Raw genomic sequence first — 25,936 nt, 5'->3', positions numbered from 1 at the left:
ACACAAAGAGGCACATATTAAATATCGATTTGATACAGTAACAGAATTGATAAAATATTAAAAAACGAATAACATGAAGTTTAAAACAATAATCGGTTTACTACCTTTTTTGATCTTAAGTTGCAACAATTCAAAATCAAAAAAGGTAGATGAAAGAAAAATTAGTAAAGACAGTTTAAGAGTAGATACAGTTGATTTTCCAACAAAAATAGAGGTTCCAAAAATCGATACATTAGCGCGCATAGAATCAGAAAACAACGCATCTGTTACAGTTTCTGCAGATGATGTAACAAAGGCCTACGTGGATCTGAATACTTCGGATAGCATCCTAACGCTAAACGCCAATATGAGACTTGATCATCGTATATTTGGCTATGAAAAACCTGACACCAATTCCAAAAGACTATTTTTACTATCCATTTTCACCAACGACGTTAAGAACAATCCCTTTAAACTTCCATTAGGCGCCTATTATGAAACTTCCGGCTTGGATGAGAAAGGCCTAAAATTAAAATATAAAAATATCACTGGGAACTTTGTTCAAGCCACATTTATAGATGCAACCAAAATCAAAGGAACGACCCTATACTTGGAAAAAAAATGGGTAGAAATTATCCCTAAAAAATAATTAAACTATGCAAGCAGCTGTAATAAATACACAACATTTCAACTACTCTCTCCGTATAAAAAAGCAATTCACTATCTTTGAATTATGTAATTAATTAAAAAGATGCAAACAGAAGATTTATTAGGTTATTATACCAATATAAAGAAAGAAATCCCTTTAGATCTCATCCATTCTCAACGGAATGCTTTACATTTCAATGTCATCAAAACGGAGAGCTGTATGCTAAGTCTCCCCTATGCACGCAGAGACTATTACAAAATAACACTCACACAGAATCCCGGAATTTTAATTACAGATCAGGGTGAGCTTAAAGTTGACCGGCCCACCATATTCTTCTCACGCCCGGAAGTCAATTATGGCTGGGAACCACTTGCTGCAAATCAGGACGGTTACGTCTGCCTTTTCAATGAATCATTTTTAACCAAAGAAATGAAACTAGAATTCGACCGCGTGCATGAAGAGATGATAGCGAAACCGTTTACCTACATCCATCTCGATCAGGCAAAATTCCAGGAGCTCTTTTTTTATTTTGAAAGACTTGCGTCAGAACATATGGATGGACATATGTTTAAAAATGAAATCATTGACAGCATACTGCGTCTCATTATCTACAACGTTATCAAAGTACATCGCGAAACCATCGATGGACAGCGCATTCCGGCAAGCAACCGATTAGTACATCAGTTTTTCACCCTATTAAATAATCAGTTTCCACTAGAGTCACCGCAACAGATTCTGTATTTAAAAAGTCCTGCTGATTATGCCAATCGTTTAAATACCCATATCAATCATCTCAACCATCTGCTTAAGGCAATGACCGGAAAGTCGACTTCTCAGCATATTCAGGAACGCTTATTATTAGAGGGTAAAAAACTATTGGAAAATAGCGACTGGACCATCGGACAGATCGGTCAGGGTCTAGGTTTTGAATATCCGCAACACTTTACTTCCTTCTTTAAAAAGCATGCGCTTATTACGCCTAAAATTCACCGCGAAAGATTTATGAAACAAGTTTGATTTTCGTAAAAATAACTTTGAATCCTGTCTTTTTAATACATCGATCTTCCTTTAATTTTGCTGACAGCATTAAGGAAACAGGTTGATCAAGATAATATGATTTTAGGATGAGAAGACAAGAAAAGAAACACGAGGGTATCAGTACTATTTTGACATTTATGCTTATACCGCTTTCCGGTTTTGCGATGGACATTTACATCCCTTCTTTTCCGGATATGGTAACCGCATTGGGAACCTCCATATCAAGTGTCCGATTAACCCTGACAGTTTATCTCATTTTTTATGGACTGGGACAACTTCTTCTAGGAAGTTTAGTGGACAGTTATGGCCGTTACAGATTAAGCATGTTAGCGTTAGTACTATTTATCCTGAGCAATATCTTACTGATCAACTCTTCCAATATTTATTTTATAATCGGTATGCGGGCCATCCAAGGCTTAGTCATTTCTATTATTATGGTATCCAAACGTAGCTTTCTCGTGGATGTTTATGACGGTGACAAATTAAAAAATTACACCTCATTACTATCTATTGTATGGTCATCCGCCCCCATTCTTGCACCATTCTTAGGCGGGTTTCTGCAAAATTATGTTGGCTGGAAAGGAAATTTTTATTTCCTTGCTATTTATGCACTCATCATGTTTTTATTGGAGTACCGGTTTACAGGAGAAACACTTAAAGAACAAAAACCCTACCGCATTTCGGCTACACTTAATGCTTTTAAAGTGATGTTGAGCGCTAAAGACTTCAGCATGGGCATCGTGCTATTGGGATTCAGTTACGCTATGGCTATTGTATTTGGGATGTCTGCACCTTTTATGATCGAGCATGACTTTAATTTTTCTCCTGTCATGACCGGAAATATGTCTCTTCTTTCTGGCTTATTTTTACTGTTCGGAGGCCTACTGAGTAAAGCTATGTTAGCAAAGCCTATGCTAAAAAAACTACGGCTAGCAACAATCGGACAAGCCACATTAGCCTGTTTAATGTTTGCAACAGCATTCTGGTATTACAGCTTATTTTCTCTGATGTTTTTTGCCTTATTAATGCACTTCCTGATGGGATTTATGTACAACATCTACTTCACCTATTGTTTGACACGGTTCCCACAATATGCAGGCGCAGCAGGTGGATTAACCAGTGGCGGGGCTTATATCGTGACTTCTTTTGCCAGCTACAGCCTGGTCAGTATATTGAATGTTGGTGACCAACAGACATTAGCGATCTGCTATTTTATCTTATCCCTCTGTATAGGTTTAACTTTATTAATAATCGGAAATAAACTAAAGAGAGCAGACTAACAAGGAGCTTTCCATTATAGATATTCAATTAGAACACAAGCTACTATTTCCAGTTTCTTGCTTAAAAAGTCAACAAACTAAAATGAGAATGGAAAATTATCAGAAATAAAAAACATCATTACCTTTGTTTGGTTTTTAAATTAGAGCGACAAACTAATTCGTTAGAGAAACCGGGTCAAAAAGAAGAACTCATGGAATCGTTTTTTAAATTTAATAAAACAAGTAGACAATGGCATCTTCCCATCGTCGCAGGATTAAGTGTAGGCATTCCTATGATTCTGGGCTGGTATATGGACAACATTGAAGCTGGAAAGCTGGGATCCCTAGCTGGACTATCAATCTTATACATTCAATCAGATAAGCTTATCGAACGCATGATCTTACTGATGACTTGTTGTTTTGGGCTTATGCTATCTTTTTCGGTTGGATTGTTATTTTCGTTCAACCCAATGATTGCTCCTATTGCATTGGGTCTTTTCTCCTTCGGAGTACATTACTCCCTGCATAAGCTTCAACTTACCCGTCCACCAGGCAATTTCTTCTTCATCATGCTGGCATCTACTGCCATTTGTTCCCCTTTTCAACCTGAAAATATAGCCGAAAAAATTGGTTATGTTGCAATGGGAACCATATTAACCTGTGGTATCGGTTTAATATATAGCTTACTGACTCTAAAAAAGAATAATCAGCCCGAAAATAGCATTCATCGTAAATCGAGTTACACCAATATTGTAGAATCTCTCATTTTTGGACTCATTATGGCTTTCTCTTTAGCTGTAGCATTTTCGTTAAACATTGAAAAACCATATTGGATCCCCATCTCTTGCTTAGCGGTAATGCAGGGAAGTAGCTCTAAGCATGTTTGGCTTAGAGCAACACAGCGTATAACCGGAACATTAGTTGGTCTTGGAATTACCTGGCTAATTGCGTCAGGAAACCCAACGCCACTTATTATGGTCATAAGTATTACCCTATTGCAAGTCATCGTAGAATTCTTAGTCGTAAGGAATTATGCAATTGCAGTTGTTTTTATTACGATCCTAACTATTTTCCTCTCTGAATCTGGTAAACAGTTAACGCAAGACACCAACGAGATCTTTTTTGCACGTATGATTGATATTTTTATCGGAAGCGTCATCGGAATGATAGGCGGATGGATTTTATATAATGCCAAATTACTCCATCATGCCACGTTGCAATTAAGAAAAGCTAGAATATTAATGAAGAAGACAAATCGCGGTACAGAATAAATAATAAGAAACGATATCGGTGCTTTACATATTTGTACGCTAAACCTTTATTTACTATTAACAATAGTGAATAAATTTAACATATTATGTGAGGATGGTATTCATCTAAAAATGAGACCGATGTAGTTTACTTTTTAAACTGGCTCGGGATAACACCAAATTTTCTTTTAAAAGCCGCCGAGAAATGACGTGGATTTTTATATCCTATACTGTCAGAAATCTCACTGATACTCATATCCTGCTCGGTAATCATCAGTTTAGCCTGATTCATTTTAGCATCCGTCCAAAATCCAAAAACTGTTGTTCCAAACAACTCTTTAAAACCCTTTTTAAGTGTAAACTCATTTGTACCCACATGATGTGCCAGCTCAATCAATGAACAAGCATTATTGAGATTATTCATAATAAACTCCCGCACCGCATACACTTTATGAATATCTTCCTTTCTTAAAGAAACATGGATGTGAGCCACTTCGCTCAGTTGTTCAAACTGCAGCAATAGGAGCTCAATTACCTTTGCCTCGAGGAACATTCTTTTAAAAACACTTTTTCTCTGACAGTTCATAATGTCATCTATAATCTCATACATCTGACGACTAATTCGATTATTTTCAACATTTATTGTCTCTGAATATCCCTTTTCAATTGCATTTCGAAATCTGTCAAATAAAAGAGTATCCTCCGGAAGATATCTTTTAAAGAATGACGGGGCCAAATTAATCTCAAATAACTGAAAAACATCACTTTCCCATTTCATCTTCCCATGTAGCTGGTTGGCATAAATGATATTATGTTGGTGAGAATCAAAACTTACCTCTTTTTTAAAATGCTCTGTGATCGCAGTACTTTTACCTTTTAGAGCAAAATGCATCTCTACTGTTTCAAAATCACTTTCAAAGTACAGCATTAGATTGTTGGACAAAATAGCATCACCAAAACCAATATGTACTCCCTCAAAATATATTTCACGGTAACATCCCTTTCCGATTGGAAGTTCGAGATGAGTTGTATATTCCTGTATTCCACCATCCGATGCAGGTAAAACATCCGGATACTCTTTTTCCAAAAGCAAATTAGAGATATCGGTATTGTACAATCGTAGCGTCATTATATGTTTAATTTTGATTCAGTTTCTCCTTATCGCGGATCTTTTATTCCTTTTCACAGACCTTTTTAGGGTAATTAACTTCTTATATTTGCACAAATATATAAATTATTTAGAACTATTCTTAATAGTAAAGTTGAATATGCAACGCTCCACTTATCATTATTCCCATCAAGTAAAGATGCCCAAAATGAAATAATCACATAGCAGATTTTCAAGAGATCATTAAGCAAATAAGTTAATTAACGTATAAAATGAGTAAACAAAATTTCAAACCCCTACAGGCTACATTAACGGTAAGCCGTAAAGCATATATTACACCGCATTATATTCGCATATACCTCACGGGCGAAAGTGTTCCATCATTCCGTAATACGACAATCGGAGTCAATAACAAGATACTTATACCTCCCGCGGGAATCGGCACTGTTTATTTTCCAGAATTTGATTATGACAAAAAGCAGTGGAAACCCCAACCCGATGAGATTCGCCCTATAGTTCGAACCTACACACATAGGGGTATCAATCTTCAAAAAAAAGAAATTTATATTGACTTTGTTGCACATGGTGATGAAGGACCTGCATCTTCTTGGGCCATTCATGCTCAAAAAGGTGATCTACTGGGTGTTTTAATGAAAGATGGTAAAAGTGAATTATACGGTAAAGCAGCGAACTATCTCTTAGTAGGCGATGCAACTGCCATTCCGGTACTTGGAGCAATATTAGAGGATCTGCCCGAGACAGCAAAAGGTATCTGTATCATCGAAGTACACAGCAAAGAGGATGAACAGCAATTATCGACCAAAGCGGATATCAAATTTATTTGGCTCTACAACTCCAGTCCTCAATTAGGTAGTAACATAGCAACAGTTGTTAAACAACAATCACTTCCAGAGCACTCCCGCTCGGGTTATGTAGCGGCAGAATTTTCTTCTGTGAAAGAAATACGTCATTATTTACGAAAAGAAAAAGGCTGGAAACAAGAAGAACTTTATGCGTACTCCTACTGGAAATCTGGTGTAGCAGAAGATAAATCGGCCACAGAAAGACATGAGGAAAATGAAAGTGGAAAATGATAAAAACGAATGCAATAACTATCTTAGTTAAATGATTATCACAGGGGTGATTTACTTGTAAACACCCCTTATTTTAGATTTGGTAAGTGTAGAGTTACATAGACAATATGAAAATGCTTTATACTTGAATTTAAAAACAATTTTTCTACAGGTACATCGTTCCTATCCGTCTTCGCTTCTCATCAAGCAGTAATTTTTACGTGCCAAATTGAAGACATATCAACATAATTTCTAGCTCCATAATAAAACAAGATTAAACTTGTTTTATTAAATTAATCTCTTTAAATTTGTTCAAGGATTTAATTAAAACAGTTATACTATGAGCAAATTTGAACTCCCTGCCCTTCTCTATACCTACGAAGCACTAGAGCCACACTTTGACACCCTGACCATGACCATCCACCATAGCCGCCATCATCAAGCATATGTGGATAATTTAAACAAGGCACTTGAACAAGACGACATCAAAAATCTGGAACTTCCTGATTTAATAAAACATATCAGTAAATACAGTCCAGCGGTGCGTAATAATGGAGGCGGTCATTATAATCACTCCCTTTTCTGGAGTATCCTTTCACCCACAGCAAGAACTACTCCCGAAGGAAAATTGGTCGAGGCCATCAACCGGAGCTTTGGTAGTCTTGATCAACTTAAAGAAGAAATTAAAAAACTAGGGTTAGGACAGTTTGGTTCAGGCTGGGCTTGGCTATTTGTTTCCTACAGTGGTGCGCTAGCGATAAGCAGTACGCCAAATCAAGACAATCCACTGATGGATATTAATGTAACAAATCGAGGATTGCCTATACTAGGGGTGGACATTTGGGAACATGCCTATTACCTCAAATATCAAAACAAAAGAGCCGATTATCTAGATGCTTTCTGGTCAGTATTAGACTGGGCTGCTGTTGAAAAAAAATACGAAGAGGCTCTTTTAACAATTTAAATTAGTGCAACCATCTATAAATAAACGCAAAATGGCAGAGGAACAATTTATAAATAAAGTAACTGCATCTGGCATAATCGCTTTCGATCTGCTGGACTTTATGCCAGCAGATGAAATAGCAGAATTTGATATTAAAAACCTACTTTTTATGGGCATGATTGTAAAAGAGAAAGAATTCAAAATAGCTATTTCAGAAATTGATTTTTCCGTATTTGTGGCAAAAACAGTTGCAGTGTACTGTTCAGCTGATGCTATTATTCCACCCTGGGTGTATATGATTATAGCCGATAAACTACAACCTCATGCCGCTCATTTTGATTTCATAGATGTTGATTCTATGAAATTAGAACTGTGGAAATCAAATATTGAAAATGCATCTATCTCATCATTTAAAAATCAAAAAGTAGTCCTCCGCGCACGGCCTGATTTACATCCCGCACTCTATATGTTAGCAACTCAACGTTTAAAACCTATTGTAAGAACACTTATGTATGGTGAAATCGGTCTGCCTAAAGTCATTTTTAAATAATAAAATAAACGCTATGAAAGCAATAATATTTAACGGAGCATTAGAACGAAGATCATTTTCTACCTCAAACCTATTATCCAGATACATAAAATCAGGATTAGAAAATTTCGGCATTGAAAGTCACATATTTGACCTTGCAGATAGTGGTATTCCGCTATTCGACTGTACATTGACCAGAATACCTAATGGTGTACAGGTTATGAACAACCTGTTTCGGGAGGCCGATATACACTTCTGGTTAGCTCCATTATACCATGGAAGCATCCCTGGGGTCATGAAAACTGTTTAGACTGGCTAGAGGTAAGTGCTAAGAAAAATAATCCATACCTAACGGATAAAACAGTGGGGCTAGTATGTTGGGCGGATGGGGTACAAGCGATGCAAGGAATCAATACCATGGATGCGATCGCCAAATCACTCCGGGCATGGCCACTTCCTTACAGTGTGCCAATTTCAAAATAAGAATTATTTGATCCGAACATAAGTGGAGAAATTTCGCAGACATACAAAGACAGACTAAATCTTTTGATCAATTTAGCTACAACAAAAATCATTACAGCTATACCAGCAATAAATCAATAAGAATGATCAAAATAGTTTTTTTAATAATTGAAATAGCTACAACAGATCTATTTATGTTATTCAAGACCGATTTACATGTCTATTACACTGTATAATGATCATAGCTAACGATACACATCACAGCCACTGTTATGTGATCAAAATTTCACCTTTCAAAAAATAATTATCAAAATCTAAGATATAAGCTTTAGATTTTGATAATTAACTAACCATACCTTATTCATCTCGTTAATATAGATTACATCATAAAAAGGTTTATATCGCGATGTTTTCTATTGGAGCGTGGATAGTGATTAACCAAAAATAGTACTGAACATTTCATTTCAAAAGAATTAAATATTGGTCTAACCAACTCTTTTCATTATACAGTGCTGACTTTATAGGTTATTGAGATCATTTTAATCGCATTACTATTCTCGTATTATAAATACCCCCAATTTCGGCTATAGTTTCAAATAGGCAAAGCTTCTAAATTTGGGGAAAATAAAATAATTAGTTATGAGAGAGGATAAAAACATTTCGGCAGACACCAATGATGGAAAGACAGTTGCAATAATAGCCTATTTAACCATCATCGGCCTTGTCGCCGCACTTGTTATGAATAGTAAAAATGCGACCAATTTAGGAAGATTTCATATTCGCCAAAGTATCGGAATAACCGTTACTGCACTAGTTGCCGGCATTTTAAGATTTATTCCCATGGTTGGTAATATTTTAGTATCTGTCATCGGAATTGCTATTCTTGTGATGCTTGTTTTAGGTATCCTAAGTGCTGTTAAAGGAGAAGAAAAAGAGTTGCCATTTATTGGACATCTTTACCAAAATTGGTTCTCAGTGATTTAACATCATAAAAAAGGAAGTGTTCTAGTTGAATACTTCCTTTTTTATACACTCCTTCACAATCACCCTCTTTTACATAGAAGCCCATCTTATAACGAATTTAAATTCATCTTTAACGAATTTAAAATGCTGTTCAAAATTTATTCAATAACATTGTATTTTTATAAAAATATAGAACTAACCATACAATAATAAAACGCTATATGGCATCAAAAATAAAAATACCAGCTCTGCTGTTAGCATCCCTTGGTCTTATATCCCTATCCTCTTGCAATGGTTCATCCATCGATACCATTAAAACAATGGAATCCAATTATGACAATGAGGATAAATCTATAACATTAATTGGTGAATTTGATGCTCCCCTATTTACTTTTTCATCAGGTAAATCAACGTTCATACCGATGAATTTCGTTGTAAAATCCAGTGCATTCAGCTCGGAAAAATTTACTGCAACCAGTGTTATTCTTCCTATTGGAACGAATAAGAATAACGTTTTATTTGAGATTCCAATGGACCAAAAAAAATACTCACTTAAAGATTTTTACGTTGTTGATAATACTGGAGAAAAGATTAATCTCGAAAAACATACTACATATAAGATGACAGGTACAGTACATTACACTGAGTTAGAAAAACCTGAAAGCGAACGAGACAATACTAATTTCAATTATAAAATAACCAATGTTATAATTGAAAAAGATTAAATAACATTCATTTTACAACATCATCAACATTTAAATCAAAACTAAAATTATAATGGAAATTAAACTTGGAAATAATCTCTCATTTGGCTGGATTATTATTGCCTTTGCTATTATTATGGCCTGTGGTATTTACATTGCTTATCGAAAACAACAAGTGATCAAAATAAAATATGTAATTGCTGTCATCATCATGTTGGTCGTAGGAATTAATTGGCTTCTGGAAAATTAACATAGACTTCCCAATATTAAGCCTCTCCTTAAAATATAGTAGCAATTATAGATTTACAGCCGATCGCATCAATGCTTCTTTCTCAATAGAAATCTTTTACGGGTAAAAAGACGCAAAGAACCTATTCATGTCTATTTAGATATTTATGAATTTACAATATGATATTAAATCACTTAAAAAAAAACGATCGTTATATGGTAATATTTTTTTTCATCATAATATCAGTCTGCGCGTCATTACCCAACTTAAAAATATGCTTATCAAACTCGATAAAATCATTTTTTTTGTAAAAATTAATCGCTCGCAGATTTTGTTCCCAAACACCTAACCATACATATTTGACCTGTTTATCATGTGCAATCTGAATTGCTTTTTCATATAGTATTTGGCCAATTTTTTTTCCTTGATATTTCTGTAATACATAAATTCGTTCGATTTCTAAACTCGCTTCATTTTTCAATTCGGTTTGTGACCTTCCATAATTTAGTTTTAAATAACCAATTACGTATTCATCATGTACCGCAAAATAGAATTCAGAGTCCCTATTCCCTAATTCTTCCCTGAGCTTTTTAACAGAAAAACCATCTTCTAAGTACTGTTGCATATTTTCCTCCGAGTTGCTGTTGGAGAATGTTTCAAAGAATGTTTCTCTGCCGATTTTCTGCAGTACTGTAATGTCATCAAGAGTGACTCTTTTTATTGCTATATTTTGCATAGTGTTATCTTATCTGGTAAAAATTCCAATTCATAATTTAAACATTTCATATTTTTTTCAGCTTCTACAATCACAAAAATTCTACCTTACGTAAGTGCTAATACAGGTATTAAATATCTCAATTATCAATGACATATCCGATTTTTGATTAAATTGCATGATGGATATTCAGCAGATTAAATACTTTCTTACATTAGCCGATGAACTACATTTCTGGAATACTTCTGAAAAAGTAGGTATTACTCAATCAGCACTTAGCAGGCAGATTATGGCCTTGGAAAGCGAATTGAATCTCAAACTTTTTTATAGAGACAAGAGAAATGTAAAATTAACGGCCACAGGTGTGTTTCTAAAGGATAAGTGGCAAGCAGAACTCATTAATCTTGATATCATACAGCAGCAAGCTCTTCAAATCCATTTAGGGGAGTGTGGCACACTCAAGTTGGCATATCCAGATTCCTTGTCTTCAGCGATCCTGCCCGACATGATATCAAAAATTTCGTCCGTTTTTCCGAAATTAAAAATAGAGCTGCTACAGCTTGCTTATGAAGAGGAAGAAGAATCACTAAAAAATTACAAAATTGATATGTTATTCAGCAGAGATATCAACCACTCCCCATTTATTAATTCGAAAAAACTGAGTACTGAAAATCTTTGTCTTGTTGTCCCTGAAGATCATGATTTTAAAACTAGCGACGATATTTCTAACGCTAATCTCAGTGCTCAAAAGTTTATACTCACCTATGGAGGATTAAATAGCAGTTATGCTACTCTAATTAAAAAGGTTTTTGCCCATTATGACATAGATCCAGAATCCTACATTTCTTGTCAATTTGGATCAACTATTATACCTCTGATTAGAAAAAGGCTAGGTGTTTCTATTTTACCCCAATCATATGATCTCAACAATGCAACAGGTGTTCGTTTCATTTCACTACCTTTTTATACAGATCTTTACATCAACTGGCGTAAAGATGATCCCAATATCATTATTAAAAACGTCCTTAACCTAATCTAATTATTTGAATTCCTTACCATTTCAATATGTACGATACCATCCTCAATGTATAAATCACCAATTTCCACAAATCCGAATTCGTTATAAAATTTTTTCAGATAAAGCTGTGCACCAATTCGTATAGGCGTAATACCAAACAGCTTTTCACAAACCGCTATTGATTGTTCCATTATTTCTTTTCCTACTCCAAGCCCCCTATAAAGCGGAGATGTAATTACTCTTCCTATAGATACTTCCTCAAAACTCAATCCTTCCGGAAGAACTCTAGTATATGCAGCTAACTTGTCATCTATATAGCACATAACATGTAAACTCTCCTGATCTTTGTTATCCATATCCTGAAAAACACAATGCTGTTCTACCACAAACACCTCGCTTCTAAGCTTTAATATTTGGTAGAGCTCCTCATTAGATAGTTCTTTAAATGATTTTATTGCATATATTTTTCCCATAATCAATTTTCCATCTTATTTTTAAGCTATTTTGTAATTTGTATTTTTTTACCCCATTAACATGCTGTAAAATTACCCAAATAAAAAGTTTTGAAAAATGCTATTTTGTGATTATCTAATTCAATTTTTGCATCAAAAAAATGACTCTATTTTATTTCTCACCCCTCATATTTCCAACCCTATGTGCGTAAAAAATGGAGACAACCTAAGAAAAAAAGCGAAGCATTCCTAAGTAGCTTCCAAAATATATAAAATAATATCCCCCGAAATCACAAGAAAATTAGGATAATAAAAAAAGATTAAATAAATAAGATCTGCTCGTCAAAAAATCGTCCTGTTCATCCTATGGGGCTTTGATAAATACAAAGATCTCAGCGCTGTCAATTCCAAAGGTTCGTTAATTAAAGCTTGGTTATACATTGCCAATACAAATTGCTTTCCAACATTCCCGAAACTATATATTTCAATCTCTCATGATCTGACTATTGAAATTTTGTTGTCCAAAAAATCAAAAATACCTCTGGAATTTTACATATCATAATTTTAACAAACAATCAATACGGCTTCCTAAACCATATATAATAATAAAAAAGTATCAATTAATTAATAATCGATACCTAAAAAGTATAACTCATTTATTTCATTTATCTCCCTGTCGCTGGATCAAGAGAGTAATTTCAATACGACACATGATCACGTTGCTGAACAGTAAAATATCGTTGCATAGAGAATCATGTTAATGACAAAAAAGTTGTTGTTAAATCTAAAATGTCCCTAGCTGAGTAACTTGACCGACTCTATAAGGCTAAAAAAGTATGTGCTCCCTCTTACATTGAGAAAAACATAGAACTGGTCAAGGCTTCAAAAGTTAATAACAAACGATTCATATTATTTTTATGAAAAAATGGCCTAGTTTTCACTAAGCCATTTCCTTTATTACAAAACCACAAGTAATGATCAACCTACCTTAACATGTTGGGATGGTCGATAAGATGTGCTGTCTTTTGGAAGGATCACAGTTAAAATTCCCTCTTCATAACTTGCTGTTAAATTGACATTGGAGACCTGCTCGTTCAGCTGGAAAGATCTGCTGAAAGATTGCGGAATAAATTCACGGTACATATACTGCTCTTCGATCTGTTCCTGCACATTGGCTTCATACGAAATTGTCAATATTTTATCTTTTATTTCAATTTTAAACTGTTCTTTCTTGAGACCAGCAGCATAGAGTTGAAGTGTAAAAAATGCACTATTCTCTTCGATATTGACAAGTGGACGTATATCACGAGAAAACTCATTTCTAAACTTTCCAAATTGCTGTTCAAATTGATTTTTTAACTTGCCGTATTTAGCAAAACAGTCTGCGGTGTTATTATTTCTATTAAACATTGTCTTTGTATTAAAATTAATTGATCGGGATAATGGCGAAATTAGTGTGTTGAACTTTGTGGGAAACTGGACGCAATGGCGAACTGTTATCTGTTCTAAAATCAGGAGTAACGGGGGTCCAATATTCCCGCAACATTTTTTTAGATTTCTTATTACGCATCCTGCTAGCTATAAATATCCCTACCGCACTCAGGATCGTAGCTGCTACTAATAATTTAAAAAGCAGTCCGATGACGAAGGACAATAAACCTACAACGATTGTTACTCCTAAGAGCTTTGGTATGATAAATCGAATTTTATTTTTCATGTTTTGTTTTTTTATAATTATTTTAAAGGCCTTTTGATAGAAGACGCACTTGAATCCATAATACTTTAAAAAAAATATCTTTTTTCAAAGTATTATGGGCCTGAAAGAAATTGTAGCGTATAAAAAAAGAGCAACAAAATGAATTTCGTTGCTCTTTTTACTTTCATCTATATTCCTTTTACTGCTTTTTAATTTCATCATCATTTCTATTCCGATCGTGGCAAGCTGCTGAAAATCTACGTTTCCATTCTGCTTTGAATCTGGATCTATCCTCATCACTGAACTGTTGTGAAGGGTTGTTAAAATCATGTCCATGACACATGTCACCTCTACGGCCTTTAAATCTAAAACCACCAAAAAGAATCTTCGATAAGAGTAGAAGACCAAAAGCCTGCCAAAAGGAGATTACTTTTAAACCAAATATTTCGGGCATAAGTACATTCCAGAGTAACTGTACTCCCCATACAAATAATAAGGCAAGTGTGATTCCGCAAGGGATCATAAAAAAAAGTTTTTTCTTTTTATTGCCACTAAATCTATTGTTCATAAGTTATCTTTTAATATTAAATTTCATTATAAAGCACGCGAAGCCTTTCTCTAAGATGCTTCACAGCATATCCTTTACGACTGATGATAGTCTTTATGCTTTCTCCTTCCTGATCTGCTATTTCCTGTAGCGTCATATCTTCAATCTCATGCCATAAAAATGTATTTCGCTGTTTTTCGGGCAATTCATCCAAAGCTTTCATAAGCTGATCCCAAAAAAGATCTTTGAACATTTTCAGCTCGGCATCATTTGTATCATCAGCCAGTAATATTTCTTTAATCTGTATCTTTCCCTCATCATCTTCATAGGTATGATCTTCCAAAGATTCTGGTTTCTTTTTACGATATAGATCTGTTATCTTATTTTTAGCCACCGCATAAAGCCATCCACTCATATTCTCCAACTGGTCGATATTAGAAAGCCGGCTTGTCTGATACCATACTTCTTGCAAAATATCTTCAGCATCCTCTATCTTTTTAACCTTTCCATTGATGAAACGAAGCAATTGTGAGCCATAGTTTTTGACGACCTCGGATATTGAAGATGTTTTTTTATAAGACATGTTTAAGGTATGAGTAGCATCCATGCATTTGTAGACGATCGTCACGGGTTATTACTTTAAATAATTCAAATTAATTTGTACTAGTCACTTAAGCATACTTATAAACGATGATGATAAAGGTATTGTTTTAAATATAATATAGTTAAAACATTTTTGCCATCACAATTGCTGCGCCATGTTTTAACTCGAAGAAATTTAGATTACAAAGGGACGATTTTTTAGATGTATTAGAATATAAAATCAGGGTAATGAAATATTCTATAATATAACAGCAATATAACTCTAAAAATTAGTTTTTGTCCAAACGAAAGTAGCTCTGTTTATTCAGTCAATCTGCTTTACTAATAAACCTCTCTTGTCGAGAAATAATTTCTCAGACAAGAGAGGTTTAGGATACAATGCAATAAATTTTCCAGAATTCTGAATGCATTGCATCAAAATGATTAGAGCATGAATTTAGTCCCTAAGACTAGTAAGATCCTGAGCAGGTATAGGTAATTGTAGATTAGCTATTTCTGTATAAACCGATTCATTAACTTTTAATCCCCACTTTCTAAAAAAGTCTGATAAATCCTTTTGTGTGATTTTACAAGTTGTAAGCATAAAATAACGCATTTTGTCTTCATCGCTTGAAACGGTAGGCCTTTCCTCTCTATTTATTCTACTTAATTGAATATATAGATTATCTCCGAATGCCAATTGTAACTGATAGAACATAATAAGTTTGAGATCATTGTCTCCAGAATTATAATTTCGTTCAGATAAAGGTTTGAGAAAATAGTTACTTAGCTTCGGCCATAAGTTATTAGCTGTAATTCGACTTATTGGAAGGCCAAAACCTCTTTCAGAAGCCAACGAGTAAACATTGACCGTTGTTTCCGTTAATCCACCCCAGGTCCATCCCTTTTGTTGATAAGTATGTCCAACTTCATGCCAAATACCCCAGCCATTCGTATTGGAAAGATATTTCGGTTGTAACATACGATAAGATAGTCCTTCTGTATAATAAATAGAAATACCAGCGGCCATATAGCCGCCCGACGCCGAATCTCTTACAGTAATCAGGTGTTTATTATCTGGTATTGCATGAAGTCCGCTTGTACCACTTAAACCACTGATGTAGTTGGAAAAATTAATAATAGAATCTAAGCGATTGACAATAAGCTGCTGATCTTCATTTTTAAATAATAAAGCCTCGTCCATATTTGCGACTAAAACTGTTCGGTCTGATGAAAACACAACATCTGGCACATTATTCTTTAAAGAATCGAGCGTTCTTATCCACTGTTGATGTGTAGTCTTACCCTTCTGAAAGAAAGGAACAGGAATAAATCCTTGATCAAAGGAAATCTCGATTTCCCCAGTTGTTGTATAATTATTAGCTGTATAGATTAAATAAACCAAACCACCATACTCATCAACCGTAAATGTCTGCTGACCGGAAGTGAGATTGAAATACTGCCTTACAGGTCTTATGTTATCTCTAAAAGGAGTACCTATGGCAAGTCGAGCCGCTGTATTACCATTAATTACATGAACATTTACAGTGATCGTACTGTTTGGAGCTGCATAATAACCTGTGACCTGCATATCGTTGTGATTGGCACGGAACTGTAATCGATCTGCTACCGTCGCCGCTGATGGAGTAACTTTAAAAAGCTGGACCGAATCTGCAATAGCTAAACCTTGTGGTTCTGGATCAGAAATGACAGGTTCCCATCCCTCAGATACTTTGCATGAGGATAGATAACTAAACAAGGATAATACAAACGCATAAAAACATAATTTTCTCATCGATAATTTAATTTAAGTTTATAATATTTCACAACTATAATAGGTTTTGGTTACCTTCTAGTTTACTATAAAAGTGATTCTTTATTTAAATTTGACAAAATAAAAGCACGAAACAAACGATTGCATAAATCACGAAAACGTTGTTTTGAAGAATCAATAATATTCTAAATCATTCATAAAGAAGTACTAAAATGAATACCTTATAAAACTTTAAATCGGAGAAATTATTAATGAATAACGATTTATAAATAGTAATCATAGAAAGATTATAATAGAATTTTTCCAGTATTAGACGCTCAACATTTTAATTATTAAAATTGTAGCATTACTTCGTTTTTCTGCGTTTATTTAAGTATGAAAAAGATCGTGATATTATCCATGCTCGTAGGCCTACTTTCAGGTTGCACAATGAAAAAGACTGGTGGTATGAGTACAATAGTTCTAACAGGAGAAATAACTCCACTAGGAATGACTACTTTTCAATATGGAACACATAAGATAAATTCGGAAAATAAAACCTATGCATTGCAAAGCTCTCGCGTCAAGTTAGATGACTTTGTTAATAAATCAGTCACTCTAAAAGGTAAAAAAGTTTTAGGTTATCCAATTGAGGGTGGTCCTGAATTAATAGAAGTATCGGAAATTTCATTCAAATAAACTACCAAAGCTCAAAAAATATGGTTCGTCAATTCTCTTTAATAATTGGTTTAGGAATTATAATGTTTACAGGTTGCCAAAATCAAAAAACAATAAGCTCTGCAAGTAAAACAAAACAAACTCTTACAGTAATTCCCAAACTGGCAACACATTTGAGAGCCTATTCTAACAATTTAACCACCGATTCTGTGATATTATCCTTCACTGTGGCAAACCACTCAGATACGATGCAGCGTTTTTGTAAATGGGAAACACCTTTTGAACCCTTTTTAGGTAAATACATGGAAATTATAGATGTTCAAGGGAACGAAGCCGAATTTACAGGCCCTATGGCCAAACGGATGATGCCGCCTCCTGAGGAAAGTTATATTCAAGTACCTCCTCATGATAGCGTGAGTACTGTATTTAATCTAGCAAAAAACTATTCCATAAAACCGGGAAAGTACACAGTCAAATACACTGGAGGAGGTATTAGTGGTCTCGAACCAGATAATGAAATCAAGATCGTAGTACTTGGCAAGTAATTTAGTGGAACGCAATATCGAATTTAAAGTCCAAGTTTTACCAACACTTTCAGTTATTCCAATAATCAATTAGATTATGAACATTTTTTCTTTTTATATATAAAAAAACACCTGTTAAATTAAAAATTCATCACAAAGATATCTCCGCAGATGAATTAATAAGTTTAGATGTCTGAGTTAAACACAATAAAAATCTAGCTTTCAAAATGAAAAGTAACTATAAATAATAATAACGATTAATGATCTCATTCTATTAAATCATAAAGTGATGCACTTAATTACGATTTTCGCAATGATGTACAACATCATTTAAAACTACCTTTATAATAAAATATTGAAACGATCTTTTAGCATTGTTTTAGCAGCATGATAACCGCACATACCGTGTACTCCTCCCCCTGGAGGAGTAGAAGATGAACAAATATAAATCTGTTGATCGGATGTTCTATAGGGTTTTAACTGTACAGTTGGTCGGGTAAATAATTGCCGGATATCTATAATACCACCATTGATATCTCCTCCGATATAGTTTGGGTTGTAGGCTTCCAACTGTGCTGTATTCATTGTACTTTTTGCAGTGATTCGTTCTCTGAATCCCGGTGCAAAGCGTTCAATCTGATTTTCAACTGCAACAGAAACATCTCTGGTCGAACCATTAGGTACATGACAGTAAGCCCAAACAGTATTTTTACCGGCAGGTGCTCGGCTGTTATCGAATTTACTTTGCTGAGCGAGCATTACAAATGGTTTTTCGGGATATCCGCCTTTTGATGTCAGTGATTCAGCAGCAGCTATTTCTTCATAAGTATTACCTAAATGAACAGTAGCAGCATCTCCACATCGCTCATCTAAAAACGGTATTTCTCCATCAATAATAAAATCCATTTTAAAAACCCCCATGCCGTAGCGATAAGATTCTAGCTTTTTTTTGTAGGCAGCTGACAATCTATGTCCTGCTATTTTTAAGATCTGCTTCGGTGTTAGATCAAACATAACGGTATTATACGGTGCCAGCTCATCAATATTTTCTACAAAATAATTAAGTTTTAATTCGCCTCCTAAGGAAGTGTACAAGGAAACTAATGCATCGGCAATAGCCTGTGATCCGCCCTTAGGAATAGGCCATCCATATTTATGTCCAACAGCACTTAATATCAACCCTATTGCTGAAGAAGCTATATTAGTAAATGGCTGAATGGCATGCGCAGACATACCTGCCCATAATCCTCTTGTATGAGTTTCCTTGAATTTATTGACCATTGTAGCCGCTGGTTTTAAAGCCTGCAGTCCAAATTTAGCCAATAGAAGGGGGCGTTTCGGAAATTCAAAAGGACCCATTGTTGCAGAAGCGATATAATCCCATTCGGAAACAATAGGGTCAATCAAATCGCGGTACACCTTTCTGTCCAAACCTAATCCCTCGGCAGTTTCTGAAATAGAGCGACTTAAAAATGCCGAAGAACCATCGTCAAAGGGATGAGCAGCCTGGTACTTAGTAAAAATAAATTCCAGTCCGTGCGCCCTCAAATCCAAAGCGGTAAAAAACGGAGAAGCCAAAGCCATTGGATGGATAGCAGAACAGATATCATGTCGATATCCCGGTTCAATCAAATCGGCCGTACGCATGCCTCCTCCAACAGTATCACGACCTTCAATGATGAGCGTAGACAATCCTGCTTTCTGTAATGTAATACCTGCGGCAATTCCATTAGGCCCTGAACCGACTATAATAACATCATATGTTTTAGACATAATCGAAGATAATGTTAAAATTTAGTAATCGCATTGGAAATATCCATAATATTTAGCTCAGGTCGTAAACGCAAAATTAAACTTGCCGCTATTCCTGAGCGATAGCCAGAAGCACAGTGTACAAGTACCGTTTTTCCATCAGGAATCTCTTGCAAACGCTCCGTTAACTCGGAAAGTGGAATATTAATCACCTTATCGAAATATTTATCCTTTGCTTCTTTTTCAGTTCTAACATCAATAATGGTATATCGGTCTTGATTAGCCCTAAGGAGGTCTGAATCAAAATCATCTATACTTAAATCTGCGCTGTTTTGATTATAGACAAATATACCCTTAACAAATACTTCATATCCAATCTTTGCGGTTTTCAGTAGCATAGGCTTGATTTTTGACACCTCTGAAACCACAACATAGAATCCCTGGTGAGGGGCAATTAAAGTGCCTAACCAAGTCTCGAATTTATCAGCATCTGGAATATTTAGTGCTCCCTTCCTGTGCGCTATTCTAAAAGCTGAAGAAGGACGAGTATCAATAAAAAGCGCACTTTCTTCCCAATAATTATTGTCAAGTATTGGAACAGCTGACAATGCTTTATGCAACTCATTCGCCCCTAATTTATTGAGTTCTACATTATAAGGGAAATATTGGGGAATATCGGGCTGATCGAGCAACAGTTGCCTTACAAATTCATCCTCATCGAGCCAAGTGAAAGCAGGGTTGGTTCGTTTCTCTTCCCTAATTGTACTTTCCTTCACATTGCGAATAGCATTACCACAGTGAGAGCCTGCCCCATGTGCAGGATAGACAAGGGTTTTATCTGGAAATAGTGCGAAGATATCATGCATCGTATGAAACTGCTGCTTTGCCAATTGCTCACGCTGAGTAGTAAATTCGCCTGAATATGTTCGTAAATCTGGCCTGCCTACGGAGCCAAACAATAAGGAGTCGCCCGTAAAAACAGCATGTGGCTCTTTGTCTTTTTCTAATACAACAGAAATACTATCCGGAGAATGTCCAGGTGTAGAGAGCGCTTTTAACCTAATAGATGGACTTAATCTAATGGTGTTCCCTGTATCGAAAGGCTCAAACTCAAAACTTGCTTTCTGTAATTTACTAATATAAATCTTCGCCTTGGTATAATTAGCGATCTCGAGATGGGAACTGACAAAATCAGCATGCGGGTGAGTTTCTATAACACCAATGATCGTTGCCCCATGCTCTTTGGCAAAAGTATAATAAGATCCTGCATCACGTGCAGGATCTATTAAAATAATTTTTTTATCTACTAAGACGGCGTAGGAGAAATGTGCTAAACCTGAATCAAAAAATTGATATATAATTTGTTTATCGTTTACTTTTTTTGTCTGTGCCCATATACCTGTCCCAGCTAGTAGTAGGCTTTGCGTGAGAAAACTTCTTCTATTTATCATCTGCTTTAACTATTTTTCTTCCTGACTGTTCCCAGCCGATTATCCCATCCTGAAGATTGTATACTTTTTTAAAACCATGCTCAATAAGCCATGATGCAGCCTTACTACTTCGGTTGCCAGATCGACAATAAATGTAAACAGGTCTTGATTTATCTAAAACCCCAATTTGAGCAACAAATACTGTCGAATCTTTCCAATCGGCCAAGGACGCTGCTTCAAGATGCCCTAAAGCATATTCTTTTGGAGTCCGCACATCAACGAGCTGATGCCGCTTTCCAGAGATCCCTTTCTCAAATTTTGTCACGGTAAGATTTTCATACGATTGTGCATTGACACCAGAACACGCTATCAGTACCAAGACAAATAAAACGATTAATTTATTGTACATAAGTATATTTTTTATTTTCTGAAAACCAGCCTTTTCCAAGTAAAGGTTGCTCTGGAATTCTATCTAAAACGACTTTAATAGAATCAAAACTCACATCTTGACCGGATAGCACAATCTGTTCTGCGGAAGGTCTTTCATATTTCCATTTGAGAATACCAATGCTATCACGGATTGCTGTTTGATAAAGTTTTTTGAGATTAACTTCATTTTCTTTTTTATTTTCCTTTTCGAAGTTTTCATTAAACTTCCTTCCTTTATTGACGACATAAATCGCATTCTCCAAAGAATCAATTTCATAATATAGATATACTCTACCGCCGGCACGGCCAGTAAACTCATAATCTTTAAAAAGATCTGTCTTATGGGGAGTTCCATTTCTTAGATCTATAGGTTGTTTTTTATTAACTTTATACACTAGTGTTGAGTACCTTTCAAATACGGCATCATGCCAACGTACTGAATCATAAGGCGAATAGGTTAAGGTATCGCCATTTAAGATAAATTGGCTAACCGTATAATGGCCTACTGCCTTGGAAAATCCTGGAATAACGGGTTCTTTTAATCGCCCCTGATAATAATGAAAATCATAGCGGTAAGCACCATACACAAAGACAAATACCAAGATAAAAAGTGCTTTAGCAAGATAATATCCACGCCTTTTAGTCCTACTGTCCAACTTTATACGATAATACTGTGGCGTAATTGCTTCTTTTTTGATAAACAACCGATATAAATCTGGAATATACAGGATCAATAAAAACAAGGATAACAATACAAAGTAAGAACTATAGACATGAACAGCCCCGTCATAGGCAAAATTAGCATGGGCAATATTATATAATACACCTGCATTGATAATAGCTCCAATGGCCGTCGTGGCTCTAAAAAACATCAATATACCCGCTCCTATTTCTAAGAAACCTAAGAATATCTGATACCAAACAGAAACTCCTACGGACTGCCAGTATAATTTGAAAGGTGCGTAATCGCCCAGATCGGTATGCAGGTTTGCGATTGAAGGAAAAGGCATCTGCATCGGATAAAATTTAATAAAACCGAATGCAATCAATCCTAGACCGATACGATAGCGAACCAGGACTCTAAGCCAATAATAAAGTTGATTGTATGACAAGCGTTGGCGCCTACTAGCTAACCAAGTCCAGATTGCGGTTCCAATAGCAGAAATAATTGCCGCAATAGCCCAGGTGGCATAAGAATCTATTCCCCACTTACCACTTTCTGACGAAATCTCTATAAATTCCGGTCTGAAACCGGAGACATTCGCCAATAGTCCATAAAATGAAAAATCTTCAAATAACTTTTTATACCAGGAAAATTGAATGGGAACTACCAGTAGTATAAAAAAAATAAAAGCAAATCTAAAACTTATTTTCTCCCAAGTAGACCATGCACGATATATAGAACTTCTCTCCGGATACATATTTTTTATAGCTGACATTGTGAAATAATTTAATAAATGGAAATTGGCTTTCTACGGCCTTTGTCTAAGAGGTATTCTTTATTAACCTTGCGCAATTTAACCTGTAGGGACTCTCCTTGTTCATTCTTCCCTGACAGCAATAACACATTTTCACCACTCTTTTGCAATTCAAATTGAAATGATTGTATTGCATTTCTCTTATTTATTGCAAGGACCTGATACCGTCCATCTGGAGCCTGAGCAAAGGTATAACGGTAAAATTCCCGACCACCATTTCCGATATTTTCAAAATTGCGAAGTGAATCAGCTTGCCAAATAATACGAGGTTTATGAAGATCTGCTTTGATATCTGATTTTCGTTTTATACTAAAAGTATTCCAAGATTCAAACACCACATTTTGCCACCGACTACTGTCGGTCAGGGAGTAGGCTAATGTATCTGAATTAAGAACAAACTCATCCACGTTGTATAAACCTCGGATATGCGCTATTCCAGATTCCTTTGGGTATGGGTAATTACTACTTTTCCAGGAGCTGTAGGTCCAAAATCCAAAAAGTATAAAAAATAGTAAAAACCCACCTTTTAATATTACCCTTAGTTTTTTGAGAGGCTGTGAAACTAGCGGATTAACGATCTCTGGCTGTGTTTTCACCTGCCGAAATACTGCATTAAAAAAACGGGGTAAATCATAGGAAAATAAGGTAATGGCAATCAATAATAGGAATAGACTATACACCTGTTCTCCCAATTCATACACAAAATTGACAATGACAATATTGGCTAAAAGAGCAATTAAAACACCTGCCCCTATTGCTACTGTTTTTCGGAATACCAAGAGTACACCCGCAGTTATCTCTAAAACTCCTATGCCCGGAACATACCCAGCTTTAGTGATTGCAGTACTTAAGTAATAAATCTTCCATAATAAAAAATCGCCGTATTCGGTATTATAATCACTAAGCGTTGGAGCTGGAAACTGAACCGGTACCAGCTTAACTATTCCTGAAGCAATAATGGCAAAAGCCAAACGATAACGTAAAAGTACCCTAAGCCAATAATAGAGCTCATGTTCTTGACTCTTCCGCTTTTTAGTCCATATAACAGCACCAAAAAAAGCAATAATTAAAGCTATGAGCCAATTATACAATCCCTCAAAATGATTTCCTACATAATCGCTTTCAGCTATAAACGATGTTCTAAAAGTCGCTAGCTGATATACAGATTCAAAGCTGAAGTGCCGAAGAGCTTGATACAAATGAACATCATATGGGAGTGTCAAAATAATAAAAAAGATAAATAAAAGCCGGAAGGAGAAACTCTCAGCTGAACTCCATTTTTTAGTTGAAATAGCTATTTCCATAAAAATATTTATTTATATTGAGGATTTTGTTCTAGATTTTTATCGATCAGAATCTGCGCATACGGAATTGGTAAAAGAAGTCGAAAATCTTCATCTATTCCAAGAACTGTTTTTGCACGTCTTGTGCGCACTAGATCATACCACCGATGATTTTCAAATGCAAACTCAATTCGGTTCTCCTGTTCTATGGCTAATAATAATGTTGCTTTATCAGCTATATTAAGTTCCTGAATATCGGCACGTTTTCTGATTACATTTAAGTCTGCAAGAGATTTGGCAATATCATTATCCTGCGCATATGCCTCCGCACGAATCAGGTATAGTTCAGCTATTCGGATCAGAAATGCTGGATCTGTTCCATTAGTTCTATAATAGAGATTGCCGAACCAATTGTCCACACCATTTAATACAACTTTAGAAATTAAAGATTGACGCGTTCCCGCGATCGATTTATTATTTAATAAATTAACAATTCCCATTGAAGGTCGGATCCAGCCTACTCCTCCCTTTGTACTGGGTTGCCATTGATAAGCCTGGGTATTAACGACATTGGTTGTATAATATAATTCCAATATGGATTCATTTGTTCCTGAAGCATTGTCTGCAAAAAATGAAGAGTAAGGCGTTAAAAGATTATAATTACTTTTATCATCAATTAATTTGCTGGCATAAGTAATTGCTTCTTTCCATTCCTCCCGATACAGATGGTAGCGTGCGCGAAGTGCCCAAACTGTTTTACGGGTTGCACGGATACGATTGGTACTATTGGGTAAAAGTTCTTCTGCTTTTATCAAATCTGCCAGTACTTGCCGGTAGGTATCTGCTAAAGAAGATCTTTTTAAATTCTCTAGATTGTTGGAAGAAGATGTTGGGACTAAGACAAGCTGTACCCCACCCCAGGTTCTACCTAGATCAAAGTAAGACAATGCCCGAAGAAAATGGGCTTCTCCGACCAGTTGATTTCTTACCGCATCTGTAAAAGTTGGAGTAACCGATAGGGCCGGTACTTTAGCAATCACATTATTCGCACGGTTGATCGTATTATATATCGCAGTCCATGCTGTGGCTAAAGCGGGTAAATCTGCTCTTACACTGTGATTGGTTAAAGATTGGTTCACAATCTGGCTTCCTGTATATTCAATATTATCGCCGGAAAAAAAACCGATAGTCTGAAATGTATACCCGTAATATCCGTCTGACTGTAACTGATTGTATATTCCTCTAACGGCAGTGTGTGCAGAATTTTCATCATTGATTGTCACCTGATCAGAGGTAGAAATCCGAGGATCTATTTCCAAAAATTTCTCGCATGAGGACAGTGTAAACGTCACGGCCAAAGTCCATATATAGCTATATTTAAGAATTTTCATCTGTTATTTTTATCTTAGGTGA

28 protein-coding genes are annotated in these 25,936 nt (G+C 35.5%); 14 read left to right on the top strand and 14 right to left on the bottom strand.

Annotation, left to right across the window (positions count from 1 at the left end; translation table 11 throughout):
* Positions 1-73: 73 nt before the first annotated feature.
* The 4 genes from FHR29_RS00885 to FHR29_RS00870 all read left to right on the top strand — a co-directional run bounded on the left by FHR29_RS00885 (position 74) and on the right by FHR29_RS00870 (position 4,196).
* Complete coding sequence (locus FHR29_RS00885) at positions 74-628, top strand: hypothetical protein (RefSeq protein ID WP_132770303.1); 555 nt, start codon at positions 74-76, stop codon at positions 626-628.
* 102 nt (positions 629-730) lie between these two features.
* Positions 731-1,645: an AraC family transcriptional regulator gene (locus tag FHR29_RS00880; protein ID WP_132770305.1), complete on the top strand. Its 915-nt coding sequence runs from the start codon at positions 731-733 to the stop codon at positions 1,643-1,645.
* A gap of 107 nt (positions 1,646-1,752) precedes the next feature.
* Complete coding sequence (locus tag FHR29_RS00875; protein WP_183911837.1) at positions 1,753-2,946, top strand: MFS transporter; 1,194 nt, start codon at positions 1,753-1,755, stop codon at positions 2,944-2,946.
* Positions 2,947-3,137: 191 nt separating this feature from the next.
* Positions 3,138-4,196, top strand: coding sequence for an FUSC family protein (locus FHR29_RS00870; RefSeq protein ID WP_132770308.1), 1,059 nt, complete (start codon positions 3,138-3,140; stop codon positions 4,194-4,196).
* 127 nt (positions 4,197-4,323) lie between these two features.
* Here FHR29_RS00870 and FHR29_RS00865 read toward each other — a convergent pair whose 3' ends face one another.
* On the bottom strand, positions 4,324-5,304 hold the full coding sequence (locus tag FHR29_RS00865; RefSeq protein ID WP_183911836.1) for a helix-turn-helix transcriptional regulator: 981 nt from the start codon (positions 5,302-5,304) through the stop codon (positions 4,324-4,326).
* Between the two features lie 251 nt (positions 5,305-5,555).
* On the opposite strand from FHR29_RS00865, the gene FHR29_RS00860 reads away from it, so the two are divergent.
* From FHR29_RS00860 to FHR29_RS00830, 7 genes are all read left to right on the top strand, one after another.
* Positions 5,556-6,377, top strand: coding sequence for a siderophore-interacting protein (locus tag FHR29_RS00860; protein ID WP_183911835.1), 822 nt, complete (start codon positions 5,556-5,558; stop codon positions 6,375-6,377).
* A 319-nt stretch (positions 6,378-6,696) separates the two neighbouring features.
* Complete coding sequence (locus FHR29_RS00855) at positions 6,697-7,320, top strand: superoxide dismutase (RefSeq protein ID WP_132770319.1); 624 nt, start codon at positions 6,697-6,699, stop codon at positions 7,318-7,320.
* A 31-nt stretch (positions 7,321-7,351) separates the two neighbouring features.
* Positions 7,352-7,849, top strand: coding sequence for a DUF2480 family protein (locus FHR29_RS00850; protein WP_132770321.1), 498 nt, complete (start codon positions 7,352-7,354; stop codon positions 7,847-7,849).
* A 13-nt stretch (positions 7,850-7,862) separates the two neighbouring features.
* Positions 7,863-8,138, top strand: a complete 276-nt coding sequence (locus FHR29_RS26515) for an NADPH-dependent FMN reductase (RefSeq protein ID WP_260291380.1) — start codon at positions 7,863-7,865, stop codon at positions 8,136-8,138.
* Between the two features lie 791 nt (positions 8,139-8,929).
* A complete protein-coding gene (locus FHR29_RS00840) occupies positions 8,930-9,274 on the top strand; it encodes a DUF4870 domain-containing protein (RefSeq protein ID WP_183911834.1) in 345 nt (114 codons plus the stop codon).
* 200 nt (positions 9,275-9,474) lie between these two features.
* On the top strand, positions 9,475-9,978 hold the full coding sequence (locus tag FHR29_RS00835; RefSeq protein ID WP_183911833.1) for a hypothetical protein: 504 nt from the start codon (positions 9,475-9,477) through the stop codon (positions 9,976-9,978).
* 52 nt (positions 9,979-10,030) lie between these two features.
* Entirely contained in the window at positions 10,031-10,207 is a 177-nt protein-coding gene (locus tag FHR29_RS00830) for a hypothetical protein (RefSeq protein ID WP_021189353.1), read from the top strand.
* Between the two features lie 190 nt (positions 10,208-10,397).
* Here FHR29_RS00830 and FHR29_RS00825 read toward each other — a convergent pair whose 3' ends face one another.
* Positions 10,398-10,922 carry a GNAT family N-acetyltransferase gene (locus tag FHR29_RS00825; protein WP_183911832.1) on the bottom strand — a complete coding sequence of 175 codons (525 nt, stop codon included), beginning with the start codon at positions 10,920-10,922 and terminating at the stop codon, positions 10,398-10,400.
* A 157-nt stretch (positions 10,923-11,079) separates the two neighbouring features.
* Between FHR29_RS00825 and FHR29_RS00820 the strand changes: the two genes are divergently transcribed.
* Complete coding sequence (locus tag FHR29_RS00820) at positions 11,080-11,940, top strand: LysR family transcriptional regulator (protein WP_221197772.1); 861 nt, start codon at positions 11,080-11,082, stop codon at positions 11,938-11,940.
* Here the strand turns inward: FHR29_RS00820 and FHR29_RS00815 are convergent.
* The 6 genes from FHR29_RS00815 to FHR29_RS00790 form a co-directional block, all read right to left on the bottom strand.
* Entirely contained in the window at positions 11,937-12,392 is a 456-nt protein-coding gene (locus FHR29_RS00815; protein ID WP_183911831.1) for a GNAT family N-acetyltransferase, read from the bottom strand. The genes FHR29_RS00820 and FHR29_RS00815 overlap by 4 nt on opposite strands.
* Before the next feature lie 957 nt (positions 12,393-13,349).
* Positions 13,350-13,781 (bottom strand): Hsp20/alpha crystallin family protein, encoded by a 432-nt coding sequence (locus tag FHR29_RS00810; RefSeq protein WP_183911830.1) that lies wholly within the window; start codon positions 13,779-13,781, stop codon positions 13,350-13,352.
* Positions 13,782-13,797: 16 nt separating this feature from the next.
* On the bottom strand, positions 13,798-14,088 hold the full coding sequence (locus tag FHR29_RS00805) for a hypothetical protein (protein WP_132770335.1): 291 nt from the start codon (positions 14,086-14,088) through the stop codon (positions 13,798-13,800).
* A gap of 178 nt (positions 14,089-14,266) precedes the next feature.
* The gene (locus FHR29_RS00800) at positions 14,267-14,635 is read right to left on the bottom strand and encodes a hypothetical protein (RefSeq protein WP_132841896.1); all 369 of its coding nucleotides are present in this window, start codon (positions 14,633-14,635) and stop codon (positions 14,267-14,269) included.
* A 16-nt stretch (positions 14,636-14,651) separates the two neighbouring features.
* The gene (locus FHR29_RS00795; RefSeq protein ID WP_237682795.1) at positions 14,652-15,197 is read right to left on the bottom strand and encodes an RNA polymerase sigma factor; all 546 of its coding nucleotides are present in this window, start codon (positions 15,195-15,197) and stop codon (positions 14,652-14,654) included.
* A 456-nt stretch (positions 15,198-15,653) separates the two neighbouring features.
* Positions 15,654-16,991, bottom strand: a complete 1,338-nt coding sequence (locus FHR29_RS00790) for a M60 family metallopeptidase (RefSeq protein ID WP_132841894.1) — start codon at positions 16,989-16,991, stop codon at positions 15,654-15,656.
* Positions 16,992-17,345: 354 nt separating this feature from the next.
* On the opposite strand from FHR29_RS00790, the gene FHR29_RS00785 reads away from it, so the two are divergent.
* Together FHR29_RS00785 and FHR29_RS26425 are read left to right on the top strand one after the other, a co-directional pair.
* Entirely contained in the window at positions 17,346-17,648 is a 303-nt protein-coding gene (locus tag FHR29_RS00785) for a hypothetical protein (RefSeq protein WP_132770342.1), read from the top strand.
* Positions 17,649-17,854: 206 nt separating this feature from the next.
* A complete protein-coding gene (locus FHR29_RS26425) occupies positions 17,855-18,172 on the top strand; it encodes a hypothetical protein (protein ID WP_132841892.1) in 318 nt (105 codons plus the stop codon).
* Positions 18,173-18,493: 321 nt separating this feature from the next.
* Here the strand turns inward: FHR29_RS26425 and FHR29_RS00775 are convergent, their stop codons facing one another.
* Genes FHR29_RS00775 through FHR29_RS00750 form a run of 6 tightly spaced genes read right to left on the bottom strand, consistent with a single transcriptional unit; the run spans position 18,494 to position 25,914 of the window.
* Positions 18,494-19,924 (bottom strand): NAD(P)/FAD-dependent oxidoreductase, encoded by a 1,431-nt coding sequence (locus FHR29_RS00775; RefSeq protein WP_183911828.1) that lies wholly within the window; start codon positions 19,922-19,924, stop codon positions 18,494-18,496.
* 14 nt (positions 19,925-19,938) lie between these two features.
* Positions 19,939-21,354 (bottom strand): rhodanese-like domain-containing protein, encoded by a 1,416-nt coding sequence (locus FHR29_RS00770; RefSeq protein ID WP_183911827.1) that lies wholly within the window; start codon positions 21,352-21,354, stop codon positions 19,939-19,941.
* Positions 21,344-21,742, bottom strand: a complete 399-nt coding sequence (locus tag FHR29_RS00765; RefSeq protein WP_132770348.1) for a rhodanese-like domain-containing protein — start codon at positions 21,740-21,742, stop codon at positions 21,344-21,346. The genes FHR29_RS00770 and FHR29_RS00765 overlap by 11 nt, the downstream gene beginning before the upstream one ends.
* Positions 21,732-23,201 carry a hypothetical protein gene (locus tag FHR29_RS00760; protein WP_183911826.1) on the bottom strand — a complete coding sequence of 490 codons (1,470 nt, stop codon included), beginning with the start codon at positions 23,199-23,201 and terminating at the stop codon, positions 21,732-21,734. The genes FHR29_RS00765 and FHR29_RS00760 overlap by 11 nt, the downstream gene beginning before the upstream one ends.
* Positions 23,202-23,212: 11 nt before the next feature.
* Positions 23,213-24,544 (bottom strand): beta-carotene 15,15'-monooxygenase, encoded by a 1,332-nt coding sequence (locus FHR29_RS00755; protein ID WP_183911825.1) that lies wholly within the window; start codon positions 24,542-24,544, stop codon positions 23,213-23,215.
* A gap of 8 nt (positions 24,545-24,552) precedes the next feature.
* The gene (locus FHR29_RS00750; protein WP_183911824.1) at positions 24,553-25,914 is read right to left on the bottom strand and encodes a RagB/SusD family nutrient uptake outer membrane protein; all 1,362 of its coding nucleotides are present in this window, start codon (positions 25,912-25,914) and stop codon (positions 24,553-24,555) included.
* Between the last annotated feature and the right edge of the window lie 22 nt (positions 25,915-25,936).

Origin of the sequence: Sphingobacterium sp. JUb56, assembly GCF_014191365.1 — a bacterium.
GTDB lineage: Bacteria > Bacteroidota > Bacteroidia > Sphingobacteriales > Sphingobacteriaceae > Sphingobacterium > Sphingobacterium anhuiense.
This window is presented reverse-complemented; position numbering and strand designations above follow the sequence as displayed.

Coding starts and splice junctions, on each gene's coding strand:
- FHR29_RS00870 (WP_132770308.1), top strand. CDS start 3,138: ATGGAATCGTTTTTTAAATTTAATAAAACAAGTAGACAATGGCATCTT.
- FHR29_RS00800 (WP_132841896.1), bottom strand. CDS start 14,635: ATGAACAATAGATTTAGTGGCAATAAAAAGAAAAAACTTTTTTTTATG.
- FHR29_RS00875 (WP_183911837.1), top strand. CDS start 1,753: ATGAGAAGACAAGAAAAGAAACACGAGGGTATCAGTACTATTTTGACA.
- FHR29_RS00785 (WP_132770342.1), top strand. CDS start 17,346: ATGAAAAAGATCGTGATATTATCCATGCTCGTAGGCCTACTTTCAGGT.
- FHR29_RS00760 (WP_183911826.1), bottom strand. CDS start 23,201: ATGTCAGCTATAAAAAATATGTATCCGGAGAGAAGTTCTATATATCGT.
- FHR29_RS00865 (WP_183911836.1), bottom strand. CDS start 5,304: ATGACGCTACGATTGTACAATACCGATATCTCTAATTTGCTTTTGGAA.
- FHR29_RS00755 (WP_183911825.1), bottom strand. CDS start 24,544: ATGGAAATAGCTATTTCAACTAAAAAATGGAGTTCAGCTGAGAGTTTC.
- FHR29_RS00770 (WP_183911827.1), bottom strand. CDS start 21,354: ATGATAAATAGAAGAAGTTTTCTCACGCAAAGCCTACTACTAGCTGGG.
- FHR29_RS00815 (WP_183911831.1), bottom strand. CDS start 12,392: ATGGGAAAAATATATGCAATAAAATCATTTAAAGAACTATCTAATGAG.
- FHR29_RS00840 (WP_183911834.1), top strand. CDS start 8,930: ATGAGAGAGGATAAAAACATTTCGGCAGACACCAATGATGGAAAGACA.
- FHR29_RS00820 (WP_221197772.1), top strand. CDS start 11,080: ATGATGGATATTCAGCAGATTAAATACTTTCTTACATTAGCCGATGAA.
- FHR29_RS00775 (WP_183911828.1), bottom strand. CDS start 19,924: ATGTCTAAAACATATGATGTTATTATAGTCGGTTCAGGGCCTAATGGA.
- FHR29_RS00835 (WP_183911833.1), top strand. CDS start 9,475: ATGGCATCAAAAATAAAAATACCAGCTCTGCTGTTAGCATCCCTTGGT.
- FHR29_RS00810 (WP_183911830.1), bottom strand. CDS start 13,781: ATGTTTAATAGAAATAATAACACCGCAGACTGTTTTGCTAAATACGGC.
- FHR29_RS00880 (WP_132770305.1), top strand. CDS start 731: ATGCAAACAGAAGATTTATTAGGTTATTATACCAATATAAAGAAAGAA.
- FHR29_RS00805 (WP_132770335.1), bottom strand. CDS start 14,088: ATGAAAAATAAAATTCGATTTATCATACCAAAGCTCTTAGGAGTAACA.
- FHR29_RS00830 (WP_021189353.1), top strand. CDS start 10,031: ATGGAAATTAAACTTGGAAATAATCTCTCATTTGGCTGGATTATTATT.
- FHR29_RS00795 (WP_237682795.1), bottom strand. CDS start 15,197: ATGTCTTATAAAAAAACATCTTCAATATCCGAGGTCGTCAAAAACTAT.
- FHR29_RS00765 (WP_132770348.1), bottom strand. CDS start 21,742: ATGTACAATAAATTAATCGTTTTATTTGTCTTGGTACTGATAGCGTGT.
- FHR29_RS00790 (WP_132841894.1), bottom strand. CDS start 16,991: ATGAGAAAATTATGTTTTTATGCGTTTGTATTATCCTTGTTTAGTTAT.
- FHR29_RS00855 (WP_132770319.1), top strand. CDS start 6,697: ATGAGCAAATTTGAACTCCCTGCCCTTCTCTATACCTACGAAGCACTA.
- FHR29_RS00750 (WP_183911824.1), bottom strand. CDS start 25,914: ATGAAAATTCTTAAATATAGCTATATATGGACTTTGGCCGTGACGTTT.
- FHR29_RS00885 (WP_132770303.1), top strand. CDS start 74: ATGAAGTTTAAAACAATAATCGGTTTACTACCTTTTTTGATCTTAAGT.
- FHR29_RS26515 (WP_260291380.1), top strand. CDS start 7,863: ATGAAAGCAATAATATTTAACGGAGCATTAGAACGAAGATCATTTTCT.
- FHR29_RS00850 (WP_132770321.1), top strand. CDS start 7,352: ATGGCAGAGGAACAATTTATAAATAAAGTAACTGCATCTGGCATAATC.
- FHR29_RS00825 (WP_183911832.1), bottom strand. CDS start 10,922: ATGCAAAATATAGCAATAAAAAGAGTCACTCTTGATGACATTACAGTA.
- FHR29_RS00860 (WP_183911835.1), top strand. CDS start 5,556: ATGAGTAAACAAAATTTCAAACCCCTACAGGCTACATTAACGGTAAGC.